Genomic DNA, 24,217 nt, shown 5'->3' on the forward strand with positions numbered 1-24,217 from the left:
GCCTACGGGGAAATCACCCGCCTCGACATCGGAAAAGTCGACAACCCGCTGCGTTTCCAGGGTCAGTATTTCGATCAGGAAAGCGGACTGCACTACAACCGCCATCGCTACTACAATCCGGATGTTGGTCGGTACCTGACGCCGGATCCGGTGAAGCTGGCGGGTGGGATCAATGCCTACCAGTACGTGCCCAATCCTACGGGATGGGTGGATCCTTTAGGACTGAGTGCCTGTCCAGGTGGAGATAAGTGCAAACCAACCACCGAAGTTAAAGAACCAGAAACTAAAGCAAATACCAATGAGGGCGAACCATTCAGCCCCTCGACCTCAAATACCCCACCTAAAATGGGATACCACAAAGAAACCTATGCAAATAAACCAATTAAACCGGAAGAAACCGTCCGGAAGTGGGATGAGTTTCTAGGGCCAGGTCCTCACACGAACATCAATCCACGCACTGGAAAACCCGATCGCGACAGGATTGTTTCCGGTGATGCAAAAAGAAGTATTCGTTATGGCTCTCACGAAATGAGCAGCAAACCAAGCAAGCATCACTACCATGAGGAGACATGGACACTTGAGCTTAAAACCAGCACCATAAATGTAGACAACACCGTTGTTAGAGTCCCACTACCGAAGAAGTGAAATGAAGATAAAAATTATCGAGGCGATGCCTGACGCGGAAACTTTGCTTGTGAGTTTCCACTCACCTGCGGGTAGCGGCACAGCTTTATGGGTGGGCATCGCGCCAAATTTAGGCGATGAGGTGGATGTCGAGTTCGACCTGGATGAAATTTTCTCTTGGGGGAAAAACATTACCCCCTCCTCCAGTAAAGTTCCGAAAATATCCCATACAAACGGCGTCACTCAAATAACAGCTGAGCTGATTCACGCCTCGGACAAAGATTGTGCAGCACTAAAGCTTGGCGGCTCAGTACTCCTGATTGAGCTAGACGGCCCCGTCACTCAAAAATCAGGCTATGTTGACGTGAGAGCAACCAGAGTCCTGTTGTATCCAACAAACATTTAATACCTTCTACCTCAGAGCCAAGAATGGGCAATATTTACATCGAGATGCCTGCAAACTCATCAACCATAAGAAAAGTAATCGACCTAAACATCTTTGCGGTCAAAAGCCGAACAGGCCTCTTTTTTTTATTCTAGCTGATTAGAACCCATCCATTAATCCCTCACCCCCACGCCACCACCAACAACCCCACCCCCAACACCAGACACAACGGCGAATAAAAATACGTATCCCACCTCGCAAACCTCGACCCACCGACCTTCTTGAAGAACCCCACCAACTCCGAATCTCCAATTGCACGGGCAAACATCAGTACGGCAATCGCGCTGATGCCCCACTGCAACGCCCCATGGGATACCGCCGAGAAGTACAACCCGGCGCGCAGGCACACCAGCAGTGCAATGGCCACCAACCCCATCGCGACCAGGAACGTGCCCAGTGCCGAGGGCTTGAATGCAGGTCTGGGTCCGTTGGCAAATTCGCCGGGCAGTTGGGGAATGGCGGCCTGGAAGCCGAGTTTGCCGCCGGCGGCCCAGTACAGGTGGACCATGCTGATGCAGGTAAAAACGCCGACAATCCATCGTGCGACAACGAAGCTCATGGCTGGCTCTCCCTGAAAAGGTGCGAAACAGGATAGTCGCCCTGAGATTTTTTGCAGGCATTTCGTCGGCGGCTGATGGTAAAGTGCCGCCCCATGAAACTTGCCCGTGCCGACCGCTCGCTCATTGCCTGGATGCTCTACTGCTGCGTCCTGTTCAATGTGTTCGCCTGCAGTATCGGGCATGGGCAGATGGTCGGGATGCAGCTCAATGGCATCGGCGGTCAGTTTTGTACGGTGGACCCACGTACCCAGGCGCCCAAGCCGTCCAATTCCACTGAAGAGAATTTGCCGACGCTGTCCAAGGCGTTTGGCTGCCCGCTGTGTTCCACCGGCGGCATGGGCCCGGCGCTGAGTTCCAGCCTGAACGTGGCGGTGTTGCCACAGCCCCATGCTCCACCGCCGGCCATCGTCCTGGCTGCCGATATCCCTGCCCGCTTCACCTGGCCTGCGGCCAATCCGCGCGCGCCGCCTGCCTTCGCCTGATGCCTTCGCTTTCCGATCTGCACTGAGTACCGTTTCCGCAAGGAAGTACGGGCGGCTGTGCATTGTTTTCAAGCCAAGTTTTTCAGGATTCAACCATGAAACATCTACCCCTGTTGGCAGGCCTGTTCGGCTGCCTGCCTGTCTGCGCCTGGTCCCTTGAGTTGGCCCCGACCACCATCGATGGCGAGCAAACCGCCGAACCCGGCCTGGCCCTGGATCAATCCAGCGGCGTGGCGTCGCGGTTGGGCATGAGCGTGCGGGAAACCCCGGCGTCGGTGGCCATCGCCAATCGCAATGACATCGAGCGCCATGGCGCCAAGACCTTCCGCGATGCCGCCAACACCTTGCCCGGCGTCAACGCCAGCGCCCCGCCGGGGTTTGGCGGGTTTGTTTCCTATCGCGGCTTTACCAGCAGCCAGATCACCCAGATGTTCAACGGCATCAATGTCGCCACCGGCCTGGCCCGCCCCGTGGATGCGTGGATCTATGACCGGGTGGAGCTGGTGGGCGGCCCCTCCTCGCTGATCAACGGCGCAGGCTCGGTAGGCGGCTCGCTCAACTACGTGACCAAGCTGGCCACCCGTGAGGAACAGGCCGCCGCAGGCCAGCTCACCTATGGCAGCTACGACACCGCCGGCATGGCCTTCGGCGTCAATCATGCCCTGACCGAACCTGGCGCCGAGGTACAGCATTACGCACGCCTGGATGTGAGCCGCAACACCAACCACAGCTACATCGACCGTGACCAGCGCGACGCCTGGAGCCTGGCGTTTTCCCTGCTCAGCGACCTCACGCCCAACCTGTCCCACACCCTGGCGCTGGAATACCAGGATGAGCATGAAGACAGCCCCTACTGGGGCACACCGGTGCTCAACCCCAAGGCAGGCGAGTTGAAGATCGACAGACACAACCGCTTCAACAACTACAACGTCGCCGACGGGCGCTACGAACAACGCACGATCTGGGCGCGCTCGATCATCGACTACCGGCTCAACGACAGCACCACGCTGAAAAACACCCTTTACCATTTGGACAGCCAACGCGATTACCGCAACCTGGAAACCTATCAGTACAACGCGAACAACACGGCGGTAAACCGCTCGACGGCCTATCAGGTACGTCATCAGGGCGAACAAAACGGCAACCAGTTCGAACTGCGCCACGACGATAGCCTCTTCGGCCTGTCGACTACCTGGTCCGGCGGCTTCGAGTACAAAGTCAACAGCACCACCAACACTCCGTGGAATGTGCCAGGCAACAGCACGGTAGACCCGAACAACTTCGACCCCGGACACTTCTTTGACCTCCCGCGGACCCGGGAACGCTTCGGCAAGGACAAGACCAACGAAGTCACCACCAAGGCACTGTTCGTGGAAAATCGCCTGGGCCTTACCGACACATTGTCGCTGCTGACTGGCCTGCGTTATGACGCTATCGACCTGGATGTGACCAACCACCGTGCGATAACCGCCACCAACCCCCGCCACTTCAAACGCAACTGGGAACCGGTGACCGGCCGTGTGGGCCTGACCTATCAGTTCATCCCAACGGCTAATGTGTATGTGCAATACAGCACCGCCGCCGAGCAACCGAACACCACCACGCAAGTGTTTGATGTCTCGACGGGCAAGCAGTGGGAAGTGGGCAGCAAATTCGACTACCTGGACGGGCGCGGCTCGGCCACCGTTGCCGCATACAAGATCGAGCGCAAGGACTTTGCCGTCACCGACCCGCAGGACCCCACCAACAGCATTCCGGTCGGTGCGCAGTCATCCAAGGGGATCGAACTGGCCAGCTCGCTGCGCATCACGCCAAGACTGCTGGCGGAAGGCAACTTCGCCTGGGTGGATGCCGAGTACGATGACTTCAACGAGAAAATCGCCAGTGGCGCCGTGGTGTCGCGCAAGGGCAACACGCCAACCAACGTGCCCAAGCGCGTGGGGAATCTGTGGCTGACCTATGATTTTGCCGAGGACTGGCAAGGGGGTGTGGACGCGCGATATGTAGCCCAGGTGTATGCAGACAACGCCAACACCCAGACAGTGCCGGCCTACACCCTGTTCGGAACGTTCCTGCGCTATAAGGTGGATTCGCACACCTCGGTGACGGGCCGGGTGCGCAACTTGACGAATGAGGTGTATGCCGAGTTTGCCCATGTGTCGCCGGCGTATTACTTGGGCTCACCACGAACCTTTGAGTTGGCGGTGCAGACCCGGTTCTGATCCTGGAATGCAACTAAATGTGGGAGGGAGCTTGCTCCCGATAGTGTTGGAGCAGTCAACCATGCGGTGACTGACTCGCTGCAATCGGTAACAACCCCCTCCCACACTTGCTTCACATTGAACTTAAAGATCCGTGGTTATTTCAGGCTCACCTCAACCTTCTGCGCCACATCCTCAGTCAACCAGGCCTTCCACACCTCGGGATGCTCCTTGAGAAACGCCTGGGCCACCTCACGTGGCGCCGTGTGGTTCTCACTCATGCTCGCTAATGCCTTGTTCAACGGCTCAATCGGAAACTCGACCTTCTCGAAAAACTGCGCAATCTGCGGATGCTCTTTCTGGAACGGCGTCGAGACCCCGATACTCAACTTCGACGCCAACGACCGGGTCGGCTTCGGATCAGGGTTATCCGCATCCGTCAGGGTTTTCCACGCCTCGGCATCAAACGGCGGCTCTTCCAGCTGGATCAACTTGTAACGCCCCATCAGCGGCGTCGGCGACCAGTAATAGAACAGCACCGGCTTGCCGCGCCGGATCGATGAAGCGATCTCCGCGTCCAGTGCCGCGCCCGAGCCACTGCGGAAGTTCACGTAGCTGTCGTCCAGGTCGTAGGCCTTGAGCTTCTGTTTGTTGACCACTTCCGAGGTCCAGCCGATGGGGCTGTTGAGAAAGCGCCCCTTGCCGGGGGATTCGGGGTCCTTGAACACATCCTTGTAGCGTGCCAGGTCCTTCACGCTCTTGAGGTCCGGCGCCAGGGGCTTGATACCTTTGGCGGGGTCGCCCTTGACTACGTATTCCGGCACCCACCAGCCTTCGGTCGCACCCTTGACCGTGTCACCCAGGCCCACCACTTTGCCTTCGGCCTCGGCCTTGACCCACACCGGGCTGCGGCCGGCCCACTCTTCGGCGATCACCTGGATGTCGTTCTTTGCCAGGGCGGTTTCCAGTGTGATGGTGGTGCCGGGCAAGGTATCGGTGGGCAGGTCGTAGCCCTTCTCGACAATCACCCGCAGCACTTCGGTGATCAGGCTGCCGCTTTCCCAGTTCAGGTCGGCAAAATGTACCGGCGCCTCGGCGGCGCTTACCGGCAACGTGGCCACTGACAGCCCCAGGGTCGTCAGGGACGCAGCCAACAGCGTTTTCAATCCTTTCATGCCTTCGCACCTCGCGATATCGCAGCCAATGGCGGACGGCTTTGCTGCGTATGCGCGAAGCCTCTGAATAGTTAAGTCAACTCAACTGTAGTAGAGGTTCCGGGAGATAACGGGTGTTCGCGTTTTTTTGCTGATTATTCACTGGCCTTGAAGGTGACCAGTTCGCCTTTGCGCCATTTGGCGGCCTTGCCGGTCACAGCCTTCAGGGTTTTGGTCAGGCCTTCCTGCAATTGCTCGTTGGCGGCGAACACCAGCATCACGCTGTGGCCTTCCTTGAACACGATGCCCTGGCCTTCGGCCGACGACACAAAGGCGTAGTCGCCCAGGCCATACACCGTCAACTTGATGTCGCGGAACTTCAATTCGAACTTGCCGCCCTCACGACTGGGCAATACCGCTGCACGAAAATGGTCGCCGACCTTGAGCTCAAGGCGTGGTTTGTCATCCACCACCATCGCCGCCTCGGTATCGATTTCGGCGATGTAAATGCCCTCCGGCGTCTGCTCGGTGATGTAGACAAAACGGGACTGGAACTGTTTGACCAACTTTGCGCGCAAATCACCCAGCACGAACAACGCGTGCATATCCAGATTACTGACTGCCAAGGAAACGCCCCCACATGGAAAAGAGCGCTGTCCGCCAGAGCGGGCAGCACAAAAAACGGCCATCACGGCACGATCACACAACTCATTCTTTGAAAAACTGAAGAAAATCCTGCTGTCGAGCCGAAAGACTAGTACAGACATGCGCGATGGGCCTTGTGCAAGGTCATCAGGCGCCACAGGAGATCACAGGTTCAACGGCCCGAGAATACGGGTCGACCAACTTCAGAGAATAACCCAATTAAAAATGCAGTTTTCCGACATGCATACACAAATAAACACGTTGTCATGGAACCGGACGCTGACTGCTGACGACAATACTAAAACAGCAGCATGGATCAAGACCACTCAAAACGCTGCAATCCAGTCATCCCGCAAGATCGAAAAGGAGCAGGCCATGCAACGATCACCCTACAGCGCTATGTCTTCGCAAACCCGTTCATCCTGTCAGGACGAGGCCCAATACTACCGCTTGAACAGCTTCGAGGGGTACCCGGATTCGGTTCTTTACCAAGTTGTACCTGCCGGCCGGAACTTCTTCCACGTGCGCGAAGTGCTAAGTGGCCGCATCAAAGGCTTCCGCAGCGACCATGTCAAGGCCTGCGAACTGGCCAAAAAACTCGAAGCCGTGTTGCACGCCCAACATGGAGCTATCGTTTCGTCCGCCCGGTAACTTTACCGCGCCGCCGACCCGCAACAACTGCCATACTGGCCCGTCCACTGAAGTTTGCGCCCCACGGGCCAGGTTTCTCCAGTGCAGTTATCTCCAAGGGAAGGCTCTACGTGACGGAATTTGATATCGGCGAATTTTTCATCCATGGCGACGCAAGGGAAGTAGACGGTGAGTTTCAAGCAGTGATCGTGATGCGGGCCAAGCCACCGCTGACCACTGTCACCACGCACCAAGTGGAAAAAGACCGCTGGTTCAAAACCGTCGACGCAGCCGCCGCCGCTGCAAAAGAGGCCGCCAGGGCGTTAAAGACTGCTGTGGATGCCGGGGCCCTTAATTCCTGAACATTCGATAGAACTCCGCCGCGCTACAACCCTCCCATGCATAACGCCCCCCTGCATGGAGAACGAAATGGACGCGCCAATCCCCACCCTTGAAACCCTGTTTGAACAATTGGGCCTGGATTCAACCCCGGACGCCATCGATGCATTTATCGTCGCCCATCCGTTGCCTGAAGACGTGAAACTGATCGATGCGCCATTCTGGTCTGCACAACAAGCCAGCTTTCTCAAGGAAGAACTGCGTGACGACGCCGAATGGGCTATCGCGGTGGATGAGCTGAACCAGCGCCTGCATCAATCGCAATAAACAGCCCTCAATGCAGGCTGTCTGACTGCTCCAGGCGCATCAGAGCCTGCCAGGCAGCCCTGCACTCCTCTGCCTCATCGCGACTGGCGAACGCCGTGCCGCGCTGCTCACCGTTGAGCAATACCACCCAACAGGCCTTTTGACCCAATGCCCGCAAGGCATGCGGTACACCACTGCCAATCATCACGGCGACATCGACTTTGTTTTGCATGGCGCTTCTCCGCAGCATTAGTTAGCTGGCTAACAATGTTGCCCATGCTACGGTTTTACGTCCGCTTGAAAAAGCTATTCCCGGAATAGCTCCCTTGCATAAACGGCAATAATCCTAACGTCAGCCTTTCGCGGCCTCGGGCTTGTAACCCAGGCGCAAACCGCCCCAGTGCCGGCCCTTGACCATGATCGGCACCGACAGATCGTGCATCAGCTCACCCGTGTCGCGGGTATAGGTTTGCAACAACACCGCCTGCTGATGGCTGCCGCAGCGGATTCCGGTACGGTCTTCAAACTTGCGTTTGGTGCGGTTCTGCACGGCGTCCACCTGCGCATCGCCGGTCAGCGCCTGGGAAAAAGCCTTGTTGTGGGTCGGCACATAGCCCTGGGGCGTGCAGGCAATGGCGAACACTAACCCTTCATGACGCGGCAACAGCGCCTCCTGGATCGCTGGCAATACCTGGTCGGTGTAGCCGTCGAAGCGGGTGTGGTACTTGATTGGGCTGGTATTGGCGATCGGCGTATAGCTGCGGTCGAACAGGTCGTCCAGGCTGATGCGGTTCTGTTGCACATCGGCTTCGAATTGCGCGGCAATCCGACTGGCACCTTCGCGGGCCAGGTCATAGATGCGCTGGTGATAGTCATCCAGCCCGACTTCCGCCAGGCGCTCGCTGATGGTTTCGGCCTGGCCTTCCATTTGTACGGCAGCATCCGCCAGCTGGCGGGTTTGCTGATCGCTGACGGCCAGGTCGCTGCGCATCTGCTCAACGGCATGGAACAGGCTGTCGAGCTGGGTGCGGTTGGTGTCGGTACCCTGGGCGATTTCATTGACCTGGCCTTCCACATCCGCCGCCAGGCTGGCGATATTTTGCAGTTGCTCGCCAGCGTGCTCTACCTGCTCGACACCGGTGTGCAGGTCCGCCGAGAGCTGGCGAATCTGCTCTACCACCTGAGTAGTGCGTTGCTGGATGTCGGCCACCATCACACCGACTTCATCGGTGGCCGTGGCAGTACGCCCGGCCAACCCACGCACTTCATCCGCCACCACGGCAAACCCGCGACCATGCTCACCGGCCCGCGCCGCTTCAATCGCCGCGTTCAGTGCCAGCAGGTTGGTCTGGCTGGCGATGGACTGGATCACCAGGGTCACCCGCTGGATTTCCTCGCTGCGCTGGCTCAAGGCCTCAATCAACTCACGGCTGGCATTGGCCCGCTGGCTGAGCTGGTGCATGCGGTTGATCGACTGGGCCAGCACTTCACGGCCTTCGGTGCTGCGCTGATGGGCCTGGCTCGCAGCCCCCAACGCCTCACGGCTGAGCTGGGAGGTGACTTTTTCGGTGCCGATCATCACCTCGGCACTGCTGACGATCTGCCTGGCCGCGCTCAACTGCGACTGCAGGCGCGCCGCCAGTTGCTTGACCGAATAGGCCACGCCGGCGGCGGAAAGTGCGTTGTGGCTGGTGGTATACGACAGATCACGAGTCAACTCGCCAATGGCATCGGCGGCGTCGAAAGCTGCAATCACTGGTGTGCGATTTTTCAGGCGAGGCAGCCAGATCACCAATAGGACCAGTGGCAGGCAAAGGTAGAGCGGCAAGCTGGCGAACGCTAGGCCCAGCAGTACCAGCACCAGAGCGGTGCTCTGCAACAACGGCGTGAGCCAGCCGGGCAGCCCGCGCGCCACCGGTTGCGGTGACACGGCTGCACCCATCAGAGGTCCGTCTCCAGCCATCTTCGTTACCCCACTGCTTGTCATTATTGTCACTGCATTAAACGCCACTATCGGGCCATTATCCATGGGCCTTTAGTGGGGTAGCTTGCAGCAGATCAATAGACAGGGTGTAACGGATCTTGCCCTGGGGAACCGCGTGGCGGCCCCCCAGCTTCAACGCATCAGGCTTGGCGCTGGTGCTTGTCGATCTGCTCGTGGCGCTCTTGCGCTTCGATGCAGTACTTGGTGGTGGGGCTGATCAGCAGGCGCTTGAGGCCGATAGGCTCGCCGCTGTCGTCACACCAGCCAAAGGAATCTTCCTTGATGCGCTCCAACGCGCGCTCAAGCTGCGGCAGCATGCGCTGGTCGCGGTCGATGGCGTTGACCAGCCAGGTACGCTCTTCTTCAACGGAAGCGGCGTCGGCCGGGTCGGCCGGGGTGTCCAGGCTTTCAATGGCGATACGGTTCTGTTCAATGCGCTCGTGGTGTTCCACTTTCATGTCTTGCAGCAACTTCTCGAAAAAAGCGTGCTGTTCGGCATTCATGTAGTCATCCGCCGGCATGGCCAGCAACTTTTCCTTTGTCATTGATTTCTCTATAAAAAATACGTGCATTAAGGCGAATAAGGGAGCGTTCCGGAAGGCCTCTGCAGGTCTCGGAAAGGCGCCGTCCATTTCAAGCGCCACCCGGCACTCAATTTACGAGGGGCGGCAGTCTAAGGCCGACTTGAGGGCGCAGCAACTGAAATGACAGGCATTTTTTCCCGGATAACCCCAAAAGACACCAGGAAGGGCTTGGCGAATGGTTATCGGAGTGCGTTTATAGCAGGAAAGTTCGTGAAGCAGCTATAAGCCGCAAGCGGCAAGCGACAAGCTGCAAACATCAGCATGCTTGCAGCTTGAGGCTTGCCGCTGCGCCTCAGCGCTTGAGCTTGCGCTTGTTGCGGTATTGGTCGATGACCACAGCCACCACAATGATCAGCCCCTTGATGATGTCCTGGATATACGCATCCACCCCGACAAAGGTAAACCCGCTGGCCATCACCCCGAGGATCAGCGCGCCGATCACCGTGCCGGTAATGCGCCCTACCCCGCCCGCCAGGCTGGTACCGCCAATGACCGCTGCGGCAATCGCATCCAGTTCATAGGACATGCCCATGCCCGCCTGCCCGGTCGCAGCGCGTGCCGAAGCCACCACCCCGGCCAGACCTGCCAGCAGACCGGCGATGCTGTACACGATGATCAGGTGGCGCTTGACGTTGATCCCAGAGGTGCGCGCCGCCTGCATGTTGCCGCCGATGGCGTAGGTGTACTTGCCGTACTTGGTGTAGCGCAGGGCGATGTGGAAGATCACCGCCACCACCAGGAAGATGATCACCGGCATCGCGCCGTGGCCAATGGCCGTGTACGAGTCCGAGAGCATGCTCACCGGCTGGCCTTCGGTGTAGTAACGCGCCAGGCCACGGGCCGAGACCATCATGCCCAGGGTGGCAATGAACGGCGGAATGCCGGTGACAGCAATGATGCTGCCGTTGATCGCCCCCGCCAACAGTCCTACGCCCAGCCCCATGGCCACTGGAATCCATACCGGCAAGTCGGTCAGGCTGGGGAACACCGCCCGGGAAAAATCGGACGTCTGCGCCAAACTGGCAGCAATCATCGCCGAAAGTGCCAGCACCGAGCCCGAAGACAGATCGATCCCCGTCGTGATGATCACCTGTGTCACGCCAATTGCCAGCAGGCCGATGATCGACACTTGCAGGATCATCAGCACCAGGCGCTGGGAGTTCATCAGGAAGCTCTGGTCGCGCACGATCCAGCCGAACAATTCAAACACCAGGCCAATGCCGATCAGCACCAGGAAGATGCTCAGCTCGGTGGGCATGCGTCGACGACTTTTGGTTGGCACCGTCGCAGGTTTGTTATCCGTTATTGCGTTCATAGCCCATCACCTTTTTATTCTGTACGTCAGTGGACTGCGGTCATCCCGGAGGCCAACTGCATGACTTTTTCCTGGGTCGCATCGCTGCGGTCCAGGGTGCCCATCAATTCGCCCTCGTGCATCACCATGACCCGGTCGCTCATGCCCAGCACTTCGGGCAACTCGGAAGAAATCATGATCACCGCCATGCCTTCGCTGGCGAGGAACGAGATCAGCCGGTAGATCTCGGCCTTGGCGCCCACGTCGATGCCCCGGGTCGGTTCATCGAGGATCAGCAGGCGCGGGTTGGTCATCAGCCAGCGCGCGAGCAAGGCCTTCTGCTGGTTGCCACCGGACAAGGTGTCGATGCACTGCTCAAGGGACGGGGTTTTCACCCGCAGCTTCTTGCACATGTCTTCGCACAGCGCCCGCAGGGCTTTCTGCTGGATAAAGCCGTTGCCGGTGTAGTGCGGCAGCACCGCCATTTCCATGTTTTCCAGCACCGACAGGCACGGGAACAGGCCACTGAGCTTGCGGTCCTCGGTCAACAGGGCAAAACCTTTCTCGATGGCCATGTGCGGGTCGGTAATGCGCACCGCCTTGCCATCCAGGGTGATCTGGCCGCCGCTGCTGGGGGTGATGCCGAAAATGGTTTCGGCCACGTTGGTACGGCCCGAGCCCATCAACCCGGCGATGCCGAGGATTTCGCCGGCATGCAGATCGAAGGACACGTCCTTGAACACGCCGTCCAGGCTAAGGTCGCGTACCGACAGCAGCAGATCGCCGATGGGCGTCTCGCGCACCGGGAACAATTGGCTCAGCTCACGGCCGACCATCATCGAGATCAGGCTGTCGCTGTTCATGCTGTCGGCGCGCTGCAGTCCGATGTACTGGCCGTCGCGGAACACCGCCACTTCATCGGCGATGGCGAACACTTCGTTCATTTTGTGCGTGATGTAGACGATGCCTTTGCCCTGGGCCTTGAGGTCGGCAATGATCGAAAACAGATGGGCCACTTCCTTCTCGGTAATGGCCGAGGTCGGCTCATCCATGATCAGGATGTCGGAGTCATAGGACACCGCCTTGGCAATCTCGACCATCTGCCGTTCGGCGATGCTCAGGTTGCCCACGTGTTCCTCGGGGTCCAGGTTGATGCGCAGGCGCGCCAGCAACTCGGCGGTGCAGCGATGCATTTCGCGGTGGTTGACCATGTGCAGGCTGTTGAGCTGCTCGCGGCCGATCCAGATGTTCTCGGCGATGCTCATGTGCGGCATCAGGTTGAGTTCCTGGTGGATCATCGCGATCCCGGCCTTCTGGGCCGCCAGGGGGGTTTCAAACACAATCGGCTTGCCGCGCAGGCGAATCTCGCCGGCATCGGGCTGGTAGATGCCAGCGATGATTTTCATCAGCGTCGACTTGCCCGCACCGTTCTCGCCCATCAGCGCCAGCACCGTGCCAGGGCGAACGCGCAACTGCACGTCGGCCAGGGCCACGACGCCGGGAAAGCCTTTGCTGATGTTGACGATTTCCAGCAGGTAGGGTTCGTCCAGCGGCAGCGGCTGGATACCGGGAGGCTGCGAGACAGCGGCTTGAGCGAGCATAGGGAGGTACTCCATCGGCAAGGCGGGCACGACCGCCCTGCCGGCTTATTGTTGTTATGTAGGGACTACTTGAAGTCTTTGACGTTGTCCGGGGTGATCAGCTGGAACGGGATCACCACGTTCTGCTCGATAGGCTCGTTCCGGGCCATCTTGCGCGCGGTCTCCACCGACTTGTCCGCCTGGCCCTTGGCATCCTGGAAGGCCGACACGGTCATGTCCCCCTTGGTGATCGCGTTCAAGCCGTCCGGCGTGCCATCGACACCAGCGATCAACACGCCCTTCTTGCCCGCCGATTTCAGCGCCATGGACGCGCCAATGGCCATTTCATCGTTGTTGGCCAACACCGCGTTGAATTCACGGCCCTGGGTCAGCCAGTCGTTGACCAGGGTCATGCCCTTGTCACGCAACCAGATCCCGGTCTGTTCCTGTTCGATCTTGATGCCCGGGTATTGGGTCAGGACTTCCTTGACCCCCTTGGTGCGGTTAGTGGTGGAGTTGTTCGCCAGATCGCCCAGCAGGATCACGATATTGCCCTTGCCGCCGAGCTTTTCGGCGATGTACTGCATCTGCAGCTTGCCGGCCTCGACGTCGTCGGAGGTCACCGCCGCTACGCCCGGCGCCAGGGTCGGGCTGTCAGGACGGCGGTTGACGAACACCAGGGGGATTTTCGCCGCCGTGGCGGCCTTGATGATGTTGGCTGTCGACGCGGTGTCCACCGGGTTGACGATGATCGCGTCGACTTTCTGGCTGATAAAGTTCTCGACCTGGCTCAACTGCTTGACCACGTCGGCACGGGCATCTTCGAACTGCAACTGCACGCCGTCACCCTTGGGGTAGGACTTGGCTTGCTTGTCCATGTCTTCGCGCAGGTAGGTGAGGAAGGTGTCATCGAAGGCGGACATGCTCACGCCTATCTTGAGATCGGCAGCCGCGGCAACACCGCTGGCGAGCAGCATGGACAAGGCCAGCGCGGTAAAACGGATCGGGGTCTTCATGAACGGTCTGTCTCCACTTTCTTGTTGGTTTTCTGGACGTTGCGTTTATCAGAGCTCGGCAGGCAGCCGGACGACCGGCGCGCCGGGAATGCAGCACACCAGCGCGCCCTGGTTTTCGACGCACAGCACATTAAGGAAGGAGAAGTAGAACGGCCGAGCGCGGGGCAGTCCGCGTGGCGTGTGGGCAGGGCGTAAAACTCGCAGTACAGCGTTGAAGATTTTCATCTGACGGTACCTGGTTGTTTTTGATCTTGTTTTTGTTGAGTCGCCAGGATCGAGTCCGGACGTACTTTCTGCAACCTGGAAAAGACTTTATTGGAAAATAATTTCCATATCAACACTATTTAGAATTTTGTTCTATTTTTATCGAAATCTCCTACAGCAGAGCTGTCTCGATCACTTGTCGGCGCTCCGCGCTCAGGCGCGCGGCGTCCAACAGGCGAGTGGTTTCCAGCGCCTCATGCGCATCCACCGGCAGCGGTCCCTGCCCTTGCACGGCTATTTGCAACTGGCGATAGAACTGCGTCCAGCAGCCTTTCTCCGACGGCACTCGCTCGCGTTCCGCGCCTTGCTCGAACCAGCCCCAGCGTCGGTGTTCCTCTGCCCCCCAATGCTCGCCTTCGGTTTTCGGTGACTTGCCGGCCATCAACGCTTCTTCCTGACCGTCCAGGCCGTCGACGGTGTAGCAACCGGCGGTGCCACTGACTCTGAAACGCGGGGCCTGGCAGTTCTGCAAGGCATTGCCCCACAAGTGCGAGATGACGCCGTTGGCATGGGTCAGGGAGACAAAAAAACCGTGGTCCACCGTGGGGTGTTCGGCGGTGTAGTGCAACTGGGCGAACACCCGATCCACCGGGCCGAACAGTTGCAGGGCCTGATCGACCAGGTGGCTGCCCAAGTCGCGCAGCCAGCCGCCACCGCTGGCGTTGCCCACGGCTTGCGGGCTGTAGCGTTCCACGCGGGATTCAAAGCGGGTGATTGTGCCCAGGGCGCCGGCATTGATGAGTTTGCGCAGGGTCAGGTAGTCCGAGTCCCAGCGCCGGTTCTGGTAGACGCTGAGCAGCGAGCCCTGGCGTTCGGCGGCTGTGATCAATGCCTGGGCCTGTTCGGCGCTGGCGGCGAAGGGTTTGTCGCTGACCACGGTTACGCCGTGTTCGATGGCCTCGAGTACCAGCGCGGGGCGGCCCTTGAGGGTGGTGGAGATGACCAGGGCGTCGACGCCGGCTTCGACGATCTGGCCGATGGAGTCGAAGGCCTTGAGGCCTGGGTGGTCGGTTGCCAGTTGCTGGCGGCGTTCCGCAGACCTGGTGACCACGCCGACAAATGTGGCACCGGCCAATGTGGCAATCAGCGGCGCATGAAAGAAGCGCCCTCCATGGCCGTAGCCGACTAGTCCGATTCGCATACCTACACTCCTTGCTTGAAGTGAAAACCCGATTCAAATGTGGGAGGGGGCAAGCCCCCTCCCACATTTTTCACAGCATTTCTTCAGTGATTCAGCCGTAGAAACGTGGGCGATCCGGCAAGCTCACCTTCACAATCTGCTCACTGCCCTGCGCTTCGATACACGCATCCGCCGCCACCGCTGCGGCAAAGCCATCCCACGCCGACGGCCCCCCGACCTGCCCGGCGCGCACACTGTCGATGAACGCCTGCAATTCCACGTCATACGCGCCGATAAACCGATCCTTCCAGTCCATCAGGATCGCGTTGGACAACTTCGCGCCACTGCGCAGTTGCACCTGGGAAGGCTCCGGCAGCTTGGCGATGCCAGTCTCCCCCACCACTTCACACTGGATGTCGTAGCCGTACTGGCAATTCACAAACACTTCCACGTCGATGCGCGTGCCCTTGGCGGTTTCCAGCAGCACGATCTGCGGGTCACGCAGGTGGGCCAGGGCCTTGCTGGATTTGCGCGGGAACACCACCTGCACCGACACGTAGTCGTCATTGAGCAGCCAACGCAACACATCCAGCTCGTGGATCAAAGTGTCGGTGATCGCCATGTCGGTCTTGTAGTTTTCGCCCACCGTCGGGTTACGGTGCGCGCAGTGCAGCATCAGCGGCTCACCGATCTGGCCGCTGTCGATCACGGCCTTGAGTGCGCGATAGCCTTCGTCATACGGGCGCATGAAGCCGACCTGCACCAGGCGCTTGCCGTAGGCGACTTCGGCGTCGACGATCCTGCGGCAGCCCTCGGCGGTGACCGCCAGGGGTTTCTCGCAGAACACCGGTTTGCCGGCGGCAATCGCTGCGAGCACAAACTCTTCGTGGCTCGGTCCCCAGGACGTCACCAGCACGGCCTCGACCTGCGGCGAGTTGATCAGCGCATGGCCGTCGGCGTACACCTCGGCGTCCAGCTTCAAATCGGCGACGACCTTGGCGGCCTGCTCCAGGTTGATGTCAGTCACCGCCACCACCTGGCTGTTGAGCAAGGTCTGGCTGCAACGACGGATATGGTCCCGGCCGATAGCGCCTGTACCGATGACACCTAGCTTCAAAGACATACAAACACTCCTCTTGTTATTAGTACTGCCGGGCCTTCGCCAGGTGTTCATTGAGTTTTTTCGCAGCGGCATTCGTGCGTTCGCTGGTGGACACTTGCGCCACACCCACCCGCCACCACGACAGGTAGCCGTGGACCATGGTCTTGGGCAGCACCTTGATATCGATCAGCGTCGACACCGTTTGTATACGCGCATCCGCCAGCGCGGCTTCGAGTTGCTCCACGGTGCTGACCTTGTAGGTCTTGCAGCCATAGGCCGCCGCGCTCATGGCGAAGTCCACCGGCACCAGGCCGCCGTCGAGCTTGCCGCTCTCGGGGTTGCGGTAGCGGAATTCGGTGCCGAAGCTGTCCATGCCGTTGCCGATCTGCAGGTTGTTGATGCAGCCGAACGCCATGTTGTCGAGCAGCACCACGTTGATCTTGCGCCGCTCCTGGATCGAGGTGGCCAGCTCCGAGTGCAGCATCATGTAGGAGCCATCGCCGACCAGCGCGTACACCTCTTTAGTCGGCTCGGCGAGTTTCACGCCGAGCGCCGCGTTGATCTCGTAGCCCATGCACGAGTAGCCGTATTCGACGTGGTAGGTGTTGACGCCCTTGCTGCGCCAGGCGCGTTGCAGGTCGCCGGGCAGGCTGCCGGCGGCGGCGACGATGATCGCGTCGTCGGCCAGGGTCTGGTTGAGCACACCCAGTACACGGCTCTGGGTCAGGCACGAGCCGGTCAGCTCGATGAATTCACGCAGCACGCCACGGTCGAGACGGTCGTCGACCTCGGGCACAAACCCGTCGCCGTCATATTCCACCTGGTGCACACGATCCACTTCGGCGTCCAACTGCGCCTTGGCCGCGACGACCTGCCCACCCCAGCCGGAGCGGTAATCGCCGAGGGCATCGGCCAATGCTTCGAGGGCGACCTGCGCATCGGCCAGCACTTGCACGCCGTCGAGCTTCAAGGCATCGCAGGGGCTGACATTGAGGTTGAGGAACGTCACCTCAGGGTGCTTGAACAGCGATTTGGACGAGGTGGTGAAGTCGGTGTAACGCGTGCCCACACCAATGATCAGGTCGGCCTCGGGCGCCAGCAGGTTGGCCGCCAGGCAGCCGGTTTCGCCAATGCCACCCACGTTCAGCGGATGGCTGGAGACCACGGCGCTCTTGCCCGCCTGGGTCTCGGCGAAGGGAATATCAAAGCGTTCGGCAAAGGCTTGCAGCGCGGCATTCGCGCCGGAGTACTTAACACCGCCACCGCAGATGATCAGCGGCTTGCGCTTGCCCCGGAAGGCGGCCAATGCATCACCGATCATCGCGCCGGTGGCCGGGCGACGCTCGATACGGTGCACACGTTTGTGCAGGAAATAATCCGGATAATCCCAGGCCTCGGCCTGCACATCCTGGGGCAATGCCAGGGTCACCGCGCCGGTTTCAGCCGGATCGGTGAGCACACGCATGGCGTGGATCGCGGCGCTCATCAACTGCTCGGGGCGGTTGATGCGGTCCCAGTATTTGCTGACCGAGCGGAAGGCATCGTTGGTGCTGATGCTCAAGTCGTGGAACTGCTCGATCTGTTGCAGCACCGGGTCAGGCTGGCGGCTGGCGTACACATCGCCGGGCAACAGCAACAACGGGATACGGTTGGCCGTGGCGGTCGCGGCGGCGGTCAGCATATTGGCAGCGCCTGGGCCGACGGACGCCGTACACGCGTAGATCTTGCGGCGCAGGTGCTGCTTGGCGAACCCGATCGCCGCATGGGCCATGCCTTGCTCGTTGCGACCCTGGTGCACCACCAGGTCGCCGCTGTCCTGCTCCAGGGCCTGGCCCAGGCCCAGCACGTTGCCGTGGCCGAAAATGGTGAACACCCCGGCGACGAACTTGCTCTGCACGCCATCGACTTCGATGTATTGGTTGTCCAGGAACTTCACCAGGGCCTGGGCCATGGTCAGTCGGGTTGTGGTCATGTCGCGCCCCTTATCGTTTCTGCAGGTGGGCGATGCTTGCGCCCAAGGCCTGCTGGATATCCGCCAGCCCGTGCACGCTCTCGGCAAACGGCTCGAACGACAGGTAGCCGCTGTAGCCGGTGCTGAGCAAGGTGTCGATCTGCGCCGCATTGCCGAGGATGTCGCCCTCGCCCACCAGCACGCGGTGGCCGTCGCGAATCGAACTCAGCGGCGCTTGGGCATCTTCGACGCCGGAGATATGCACCAGGCCGGTCAACTCCGGGAAGAACTCATGTTCGCTGGCCAGGTGATGATGGAAGGTGTCGTGCACCAGCCGGAACACATCCAGGCCGCCGATGGACATGATCGCGTCCACCGCCACGCGCTTGCGCCGCAGCGCACACTCTTCAAAGCCCAGGGGCTCGATAAACCCGAGGATGCCGTACTCGCGCAGGATCGGCGCCAGCTCGCTCAAGGCCGTGCGCAAGCCGGCTGCACGCTGGGCTTCGTTGCGGGTGTCGCCCGGCTCGTTGAGCGGGCACATCACCAGGCCCTGGGCGCCGCACTCGCGGGCGTAGGTCGCCATCTGGATTGCCTGGGCACGGCGCTCGTCGTTCCACACATCAAAGGGGTACAGCGCGTTGATCGACAGCACCGTGATGCCCTGCACCGCGCACAACTCACGCACGCGGCTGGCCGGGGTGCCGAACTCGATCTGCTTGTCCGCCAGGTCATTGCGCAACTCGATGGCATCGCACTTGAGCGCCGCCGCCAACTGGATGAAATCCGGCAGGGACAGGTTGGGCGCGACCATGCGGTTAAGGGCGAAACGTAGAGGCGACTTCATTGTTGTTATTCTCCGTCCGGAACCGCTGATTAGAGGTCCAGCAGCCAGCTGTGCTGCGGGTCGTTGTGGAAATGCCAGGCGCGCTTGGGGCCGGCCATCACGTTCAGGTAATAGGACTCGTAGCCATAGGGCACGCTGACCGGGTGATAGCCCTTGGGCACGACGACCAGGTCACTGTTTTCCACGGCCATGGCCTGGTCGATGCTGCGGTCGTCGGTATAGACGCGCTGGAACACAAAGCCCTGGGGCGGATTGATCTGGTGGTAGTAGGTCTCTTCGAGGAAGCTCTGGCGCGGCAAGTCATCGGTGTCGTGTTTGTGCGGCGGGTAGCTCGACGAATGCCCGGACGGCGTGCGCACCTCCACCACCAGCAGCGAATGGGCTGGCTCGCTGTCGGGCAGGATGTCGCACACGTAGCGGGTGTTGGCACCTTTGCCGCGCACGCTGCGCTTGCAGGTTTGCGGGCGGATCAGCCGCGGTTCGTAGCCTTCGGCGCCGGGCGCGGCGCAGACCGCAATCTGCACATCGCTCAAGGCGGTGACCTGGGCATCGGTGCCCGGCGGCAGGTAAGCGGCGAACGGCGATTTGTCTTCAAACACCGATTGGCGATCCCCCAGGTTCTGCCAGTTGAAGCCCTCCCCCTCGATGTTTACGCGGCCGCTGAGCAATACCAGGCACAACTCCTGGTCTCCGGCGCTGACCGGCAGGGTTTCGCCCAGGCTCAGGCGGTAGGCGGCGAACCCTACGTACTCCAGGCGCCCGGGCTCCAGGGCGACCATGGTCTGCCCGCGTTTGCTGCTTTTGACCAACAAGCTCATTGTCCGGTCCTCTCATTCAGAAGCGCACGCAAGGTGTCGTAGCCTTTTTTCGCATAGATATAGCTGGGCGCCACGGCCGGGTCCTGTTCGGCTTCCACCACCAGCCAACCTTCATAGTGGGCGGCCAGCAGCACATCGAGCAGTTCGGCGAAGTCGATATCGCCATCGCCGGGCACGGTGAAAGTGCCGTTGACGATGCAGTCGGGAAAACTCCACATCTGGTTGCGCGCCAGTTGCACCACCGGTTTGCGCACGTCCTTGAAATGCACATGGCAGACGCGGTCGATATGTTTGCGCAGCACCGCGAGAGGCTCGCCGCCGCCCATGTAGCAATGGCCCGAATCGAACAGCAGGCCGACTTCGGGGCCGGTGCGTTGCATCAGTTGGTCGATGTCTTCCGGGGACTCGACGTACGCGCCCATATGGTGGTGATACGCCAGGCGCACACCCTGGGACAGGGTGAACTGCGCCAGTTCGGTGAGTTTGTCGGCATAGTCCTGCCAGGCCTGTTCGCTGTGGAAACGCGGACGTTCGATCAGGCGGATGCGCGAGCCCTGGATCGAATCGGCCACTTCGCCGTAGACCAGTACCGAGGCGCCGTTCTGTTTGAGCAACTCGACATGGCAGGCGATGGCCTCGATTTCTTCCGCCACCGAGCGCCGGGCCAGGCGGCTGGAGTACCAGCCGGAGACCAGCGCCAGGTCATACGGGCGCAACACATCGCCGACGCCCTTGGCGTCCTTGGGGAATTTGCCGTTGAGCTCGAAGCCTTCGTAGCCGATTTCCTTGCCTTCGCTGAGGGCGGTGCTCAGGGGCGTTTCACCGCCCAGGGCCGGCAGGTCGTCGTTGCTCCAGGAGATCGGGTTGATGCCAATTCGGATTGCGGGCATGGCTGCACCTTTATTATTTTCAGGTATCACTGAGATCTGCTTTTTGCTGTATGTGGGAGGGGGCTTGCCCCCGATAGCTGAGTGTCAGACACCACTGCTGTCACTGAACAACCGCAATCGGGGGCAAGCCCCCTCCCACATTGGATTGCATTTCAAATCAAGAACCGGGTTTAGCCTCGGGCACTGCGCCAGGCGTTGATCAGTTGTTCGAACGTGGCCTGCACCTGCTGGATCAGGGTTTCATCGTCGATCTCCCCCGCCATCCACGCCCGGCTCGGCGCCTGGAAGATCGTGCGGCCCACGGCAAAGCCTCGGCAAGTGGTGCTCAGGCGGGCCTGCTGGAAGCCATCGGCGAGGCATTCGGCCGAGGCATTCAGGCCCAGCAGCACCACGCCTCGGCAGTACGGGTCGCGCTCCTGGATCAGGGCGTCGAGCTTGCGCCAGTCCTCGGCCGATTGCGCCTCGATCTTCCACCACGCCGGGTAGATCCCCAGGTTGTACAGGCGCTTGAGGCTGCGATAGAGCACGTCGGGATAGGTGGACGGGTGGTCTTTGGGTGGGATGACTTCCAGCAGCAGTTCATGACCGCTGACAATCGACGCCTCGTACACCGCTTTCAGTTGCGCTTCCTGTTCCAGGCGCAGCAAGGGTTCGTCGTCCGGGTGGAATTGCACCAGGCACTTGATGATCTGTTCCTGGGGCCAGGCAATCAGGTTGCTGCCCACCGAACGGCCATGCTCGAACGCCAGCGGCCGCGAGTTCTGCACTTCCACCGGGCGCGCGATCCACCAGCCACGACCGCTGGCGGCGTTGAGTGCGTCCTGGCCGAAGCGCTGGTCGGCGAGCAGGCCGACATCGGCCTCTACGCCTTGTTCGGCGAGCTTTTGCTCGACACGTTCGATGGCCTGGATAAACAGTTGCTTGGCCTCGCTGATGCGCGCAAGGTCCTGGCCGCCCTTTTGTGCCAGGTCCACCAGTTGCCAGCGGTGGTCGAAGGCAAACACGAACAGCTGCTTCCAGCATTTGCGCGGTACCGTCACGCGGTGCAGGCGTTGCAGGGTCACGTCCTGGTCCGGACGGGTGATCGGCACCGGGCTGTTGAACAGGTATTCCAGCTCCGCCGGCGTCGGCATCGCCGGTGCGCAGGCGTGGCGCGAAACCACCAGGCCACCGCAGGCATTGGCCAATTGGCTGCAACGCTCGTCGCTGGCATCGTTGAGCCAGCCGCTGAGGAAGCCCGACATGAACGCATCGCCGGCCCCCAGCACGTTAAGCACTTCCACGCGCACGCCGGGGTAGATGGCGCCGTCTTCCAAGCGAGCGGGGATGGCGCCGTGGATGACCGTGCAGCCTTGCGGGCCAAGCTTGACCACCAGCGTCGCCGGGGTCAGTTCACGCACCTTGCGCAAGGCAGCGAGCAAGTCTTCACTGCCGCCCGCGATGAGGAATTCTTCTTCGGTGCCGACGATCAGGTCGAAGCGCGGCAGGATCTTCTGCACGTGCTGGCTGACATTCTGGTCGGCAACAAAACGGGTTTCGCCATCGGCCTTGCCCGCCAGGCCCCACAGCACCGGGCGGTAGTCGATATCCAGCACACGCTTGACGTTGTGCCTGGCCGCGTAATCCAGCGCCTGGATGCTGGCCTTGTACACGCCGTCGGTGGAGAAATGCGTGCCGGTGATCAGCAGGGCTTTACTGGACGCGATAAAGGCTTCGTTGACGTCTTCGGCACGCAGGGCCATGTCGGCGCAGTTTTCGCGGTAGAACACCAGGGGGAAGGTTTCACGGTCCTTGAGGCCGAGCAACACCAGGGCGGTGAGGCGTTCCGGGTCGACCTTGATGCCGCTGACATCGCAGCCTTCACGGGCCAGGGACTCCACCAGGAAGCGGCCCATGTGGTCGTCGCCGACCCGGCTCAGCATCGCCGACTTGAGCCCGAGCCTGGCGGTGCCGAAGGCGATGTTGGCGGAGGACCCGCCGAGGTACTTGGCGAAGCTGGACACGTCCTCAAGCCGCGCACCGACTTGCTGTGCATAGAGGTCGACGCCCAGGCGCCCGAGGCAAATCAGATCCAATTGACGCCCACTGGCAAAACGAGTCTGGCCCATGCTGGCTCCTGTTATTTTTATCAGCCTGCGTTGTGCCGCCGCGGGGCGGCAAACGCTCTTGGTGGGAGCAGACTAGAACGTCCGGCGGCGCCAATCAATATTTATTCCATATATTTTTTCATTGGAATATTTTTTCCATTAAGCTCCTGCAGGGGCGCTCCCACCACAGTGCATCGTTTCAGCAGGCCACGCCAGCCGTGATGCCGGGGTATTTTTTTGCGCCTACCCTGTAGACTTGCGCCACCCATCAGCGCAACAGACGAATACGCCAGAAGGATTGCCCATGTCCCGCACCGATCCCGAGACCACCCTGGAAGACTCTATCGCCAGCCCTCCGATCAATGCCGAGCGCCTGTTGCAGCTGATCACCGACGAATACGAGAGCCTGCCGCGCCAGCTCAAGCGCATCGCCAGCTACATGAGCCAGCAGAGCGACCGGATCATGGTCGACCGCATCAGCGACATCGCCCGTGAATGCGAAGTGCACCCGTCGGCCATCGTGCGTTTCTCGCAGCGTTTCGGGTTCAGTGGGTTCAGCGAGATGCAGGCGCTGTTCCGCGAGGCCTACACCCACAAGACCACGCCGGTGCAGAACTACCAGCAACGCATCCGCAGCATGATCGCCAACAAGTCGCAGAAAGCCAGCGGCGGCGACCTGGCGCGCGAATGCGTCAACGCGACCTTGTCCGGCATCGAGCGTCTGGGGCTGGAGCTGGACGATGCCGCGTTCGACAAAGCCGTGGACCTGGTGGTGAATGCCGACAATATCTACGTAGTCGGCGTGCGCCGCTCTTTTGCGGTGGCCGATTACCTGGTCTACAACCTGCAGCACACCAACAAGCGCATCCACCTGATCTCGGGCCTGGGCGGCAGCTATCGCGAGCAGATGCGCAGCGTGCGCGCCAATGACCTGGTGATCGCCATCAGTTTCACGCCCTACGGCAAAGAGACCCAGCACTGCCTGCGCATCGCCCAGCACCACCAGGCCAAGACGCTGATCATCACCGACAGCAACCTGTCGCCCCTGGCCAAGCGGGCTAACGCGGTGCTGTTGGTGAATGAAGGCTCGTCGTTCGCCTTCCGCTCGTTGAGTGCCACCTTGTGCCTGTGCCAGGCGTTGTTTATTGCGGTGGCGTACCGGTTGGAGTTGAAGGTGGATGAGATTCATGAGCAGGTCGGGTTTGACGACTGAAGCTGCCGGCATTGGAGTTCCCCTGTGGGAGGGAGCTTGCTCCCGATAGCGGTGTGTCAGTCACTGGATTTGTGCCTGATC

At 60.5% G+C, this 24,217-nt stretch carries 25 protein-coding genes; 8 read left to right on the forward strand and 17 right to left on the reverse strand.

The genetic code is table 11. The features are described 5' to 3' along the window. A partial coding sequence (locus BM026_RS11880; protein WP_139217551.1) for an RHS repeat-associated core domain-containing protein occupies positions 1 to 645 on the forward strand: 645 nt, incomplete at its 5' end. A 1-nt stretch (position 646) separates the two neighbouring features. After that, on the forward strand, positions 647 to 1,030 hold the full coding sequence (locus tag BM026_RS11885) for a hypothetical protein (protein WP_093127005.1): 384 nt from the start codon (positions 647 to 649) through the stop codon (positions 1,028 to 1,030). Between the two features lie 160 nt (positions 1,031 to 1,190). On the opposite strand, the gene BM026_RS11890 is transcribed toward BM026_RS11885, so the two are convergent. Continuing rightward, entirely contained in the window at positions 1,191 to 1,628 is a 438-nt protein-coding gene (locus BM026_RS11890; protein WP_058425721.1) for a DUF3995 domain-containing protein, read from the reverse strand. A 93-nt stretch (positions 1,629 to 1,721) separates the two neighbouring features. Between BM026_RS11890 and BM026_RS11895 the strand changes: the two genes are divergently transcribed. Together BM026_RS11895 and BM026_RS11900 are read left to right on the forward strand one after the other, a co-directional pair. After that, positions 1,722 to 2,111: a DUF2946 domain-containing protein gene (locus tag BM026_RS11895; protein WP_058425722.1), complete on the forward strand. Its 390-nt coding sequence runs from the start codon at positions 1,722 to 1,724 to the stop codon at positions 2,109 to 2,111. Positions 2,112 to 2,206: 95 nt separating this feature from the next. Then, the gene (locus tag BM026_RS11900; protein ID WP_093528645.1) at positions 2,207 to 4,333 is read left to right on the forward strand and encodes a TonB-dependent receptor; all 2,127 of its coding nucleotides are present in this window, start codon (positions 2,207 to 2,209) and stop codon (positions 4,331 to 4,333) included. A gap of 137 nt (positions 4,334 to 4,470) precedes the next feature. On the opposite strand, the gene BM026_RS11905 is transcribed toward BM026_RS11900, so the two are convergent. Together BM026_RS11905 and BM026_RS11910 are read right to left on the reverse strand one after the other, a co-directional pair. After that, a complete protein-coding gene (locus tag BM026_RS11905; RefSeq protein ID WP_093126996.1) occupies positions 4,471 to 5,487 on the reverse strand; it encodes an ABC transporter substrate-binding protein in 1,017 nt (338 codons plus the stop codon). A 134-nt stretch (positions 5,488 to 5,621) separates the two neighbouring features. Further along, a complete protein-coding gene (locus BM026_RS11910) occupies positions 5,622 to 6,071 on the reverse strand; it encodes a hypothetical protein (RefSeq protein ID WP_050554011.1) in 450 nt (149 codons plus the stop codon). A 265-nt stretch (positions 6,072 to 6,336) separates the two neighbouring features. Between BM026_RS11910 and BM026_RS29360 the strand changes: the two genes are divergently transcribed. The 3 genes from BM026_RS29360 (at position 6,337) to BM026_RS11925 (ending at position 7,407) form a co-directional block, all read left to right on the forward strand. Then, positions 6,337 to 6,762, forward strand: a complete 426-nt coding sequence (locus BM026_RS29360; RefSeq protein WP_256572997.1) for a hypothetical protein — start codon at positions 6,337 to 6,339, stop codon at positions 6,760 to 6,762. A 110-nt stretch (positions 6,763 to 6,872) separates the two neighbouring features. Continuing rightward, a complete protein-coding gene (locus BM026_RS11920; protein ID WP_093513620.1) occupies positions 6,873 to 7,103 on the forward strand; it encodes a hypothetical protein in 231 nt (76 codons plus the stop codon). Positions 7,104 to 7,170: 67 nt separating this feature from the next. Then, positions 7,171 to 7,407, forward strand: coding sequence for a DUF2789 domain-containing protein (locus tag BM026_RS11925; protein ID WP_092245554.1), 237 nt, complete (start codon positions 7,171 to 7,173; stop codon positions 7,405 to 7,407). 7 nt (positions 7,408 to 7,414) lie between these two features. On the opposite strand, the gene BM026_RS11930 is transcribed toward BM026_RS11925, so the two are convergent. The 14 genes from BM026_RS11930 to iolC form a co-directional block, all read right to left on the reverse strand. Further along, the gene (locus BM026_RS11930; protein WP_071490052.1) at positions 7,415 to 7,618 is read right to left on the reverse strand and encodes a hypothetical protein; all 204 of its coding nucleotides are present in this window, start codon (positions 7,616 to 7,618) and stop codon (positions 7,415 to 7,417) included. A gap of 120 nt (positions 7,619 to 7,738) precedes the next feature. Beyond that, positions 7,739 to 9,415 carry a methyl-accepting chemotaxis protein gene (locus BM026_RS11935; protein ID WP_371914411.1) on the reverse strand — a complete coding sequence of 559 codons (1,677 nt, stop codon included), beginning with the start codon at positions 9,413 to 9,415 and terminating at the stop codon, positions 7,739 to 7,741. A 95-nt stretch (positions 9,416 to 9,510) separates the two neighbouring features. Continuing rightward, positions 9,511 to 9,915: a TraR/DksA family transcriptional regulator gene (locus BM026_RS11940; RefSeq protein ID WP_003191666.1), complete on the reverse strand. Its 405-nt coding sequence runs from the start codon at positions 9,913 to 9,915 to the stop codon at positions 9,511 to 9,513. Between the two features lie 331 nt (positions 9,916 to 10,246). Beyond that, positions 10,247 to 11,269, reverse strand: a complete 1,023-nt coding sequence (locus BM026_RS11945) for an ABC transporter permease (RefSeq protein WP_016975559.1) — start codon at positions 11,267 to 11,269, stop codon at positions 10,247 to 10,249. Positions 11,270 to 11,295: 26 nt separating this feature from the next. Next, positions 11,296 to 12,849 carry a sugar ABC transporter ATP-binding protein gene (locus BM026_RS11950; protein ID WP_071490054.1) on the reverse strand — a complete coding sequence of 518 codons (1,554 nt, stop codon included), beginning with the start codon at positions 12,847 to 12,849 and terminating at the stop codon, positions 11,296 to 11,298. Positions 12,850 to 12,914: 65 nt separating this feature from the next. Beyond that, positions 12,915 to 13,844: a sugar ABC transporter substrate-binding protein gene (locus BM026_RS11955; RefSeq protein ID WP_071490055.1), complete on the reverse strand. Its 930-nt coding sequence runs from the start codon at positions 13,842 to 13,844 to the stop codon at positions 12,915 to 12,917. A gap of 48 nt (positions 13,845 to 13,892) precedes the next feature. Then, complete coding sequence (locus BM026_RS29195; protein WP_163033238.1) at positions 13,893 to 14,069, reverse strand: hypothetical protein; 177 nt, start codon at positions 14,067 to 14,069, stop codon at positions 13,893 to 13,895. A 151-nt stretch (positions 14,070 to 14,220) separates the two neighbouring features. After that, entirely contained in the window at positions 14,221 to 15,249 is a 1,029-nt protein-coding gene (locus BM026_RS11960) for a Gfo/Idh/MocA family protein (RefSeq protein ID WP_093528648.1), read from the reverse strand. Between the two features lie 91 nt (positions 15,250 to 15,340). Further along, a complete protein-coding gene (locus tag BM026_RS11965) occupies positions 15,341 to 16,351 on the reverse strand; it encodes a bifunctional inositol 2-dehydrogenase/D-chiro-inositol 1-dehydrogenase (protein ID WP_092245565.1) in 1,011 nt (336 codons plus the stop codon). Positions 16,352 to 16,370: 19 nt separating this feature from the next. Continuing rightward, positions 16,371 to 18,302, reverse strand: coding sequence for a 3D-(3,5/4)-trihydroxycyclohexane-1,2-dione acylhydrolase (decyclizing) (iolD, locus tag BM026_RS11970; protein ID WP_092245568.1), 1,932 nt, complete (start codon positions 18,300 to 18,302; stop codon positions 16,371 to 16,373). Between the two features lie 10 nt (positions 18,303 to 18,312). Continuing rightward, positions 18,313 to 19,128: a TIM barrel protein gene (locus tag BM026_RS11975; RefSeq protein ID WP_093513623.1), complete on the reverse strand. Its 816-nt coding sequence runs from the start codon at positions 19,126 to 19,128 to the stop codon at positions 18,313 to 18,315. A 29-nt stretch (positions 19,129 to 19,157) separates the two neighbouring features. Next, on the reverse strand, positions 19,158 to 19,946 hold the full coding sequence (iolB, locus tag BM026_RS11980) for a 5-deoxy-glucuronate isomerase (RefSeq protein ID WP_092245574.1): 789 nt from the start codon (positions 19,944 to 19,946) through the stop codon (positions 19,158 to 19,160). After that, positions 19,943 to 20,836: a myo-inosose-2 dehydratase gene (gene iolE, locus BM026_RS11985; protein WP_092245577.1), complete on the reverse strand. Its 894-nt coding sequence runs from the start codon at positions 20,834 to 20,836 to the stop codon at positions 19,943 to 19,945. Before iolE ends, iolB begins: the two co-directional genes overlap by 4 nt. A gap of 170 nt (positions 20,837 to 21,006) precedes the next feature. Continuing rightward, positions 21,007 to 22,944, reverse strand: a complete 1,938-nt coding sequence (gene iolC, locus BM026_RS11990; protein WP_093513624.1) for a bifunctional 5-dehydro-2-deoxygluconokinase/5-dehydro-2-deoxyphosphogluconate aldolase — start codon at positions 22,942 to 22,944, stop codon at positions 21,007 to 21,009. 283 nt (positions 22,945 to 23,227) lie between these two features. Here iolC and BM026_RS11995 point away from each other — a divergent pair, with 283 nt between their 5' ends. Continuing rightward, entirely contained in the window at positions 23,228 to 24,136 is a 909-nt protein-coding gene (locus BM026_RS11995) for a MurR/RpiR family transcriptional regulator (RefSeq protein ID WP_058425739.1), read from the forward strand. Positions 24,137 to 24,217 lie beyond the last annotated feature (81 nt).

This window comes from Pseudomonas sp. NFPP24, assembly GCF_900112095.1.
Taxonomy (GTDB): Bacteria; Pseudomonadota; Gammaproteobacteria; order Pseudomonadales; family Pseudomonadaceae; genus Aquipseudomonas; species Aquipseudomonas extremorientalis.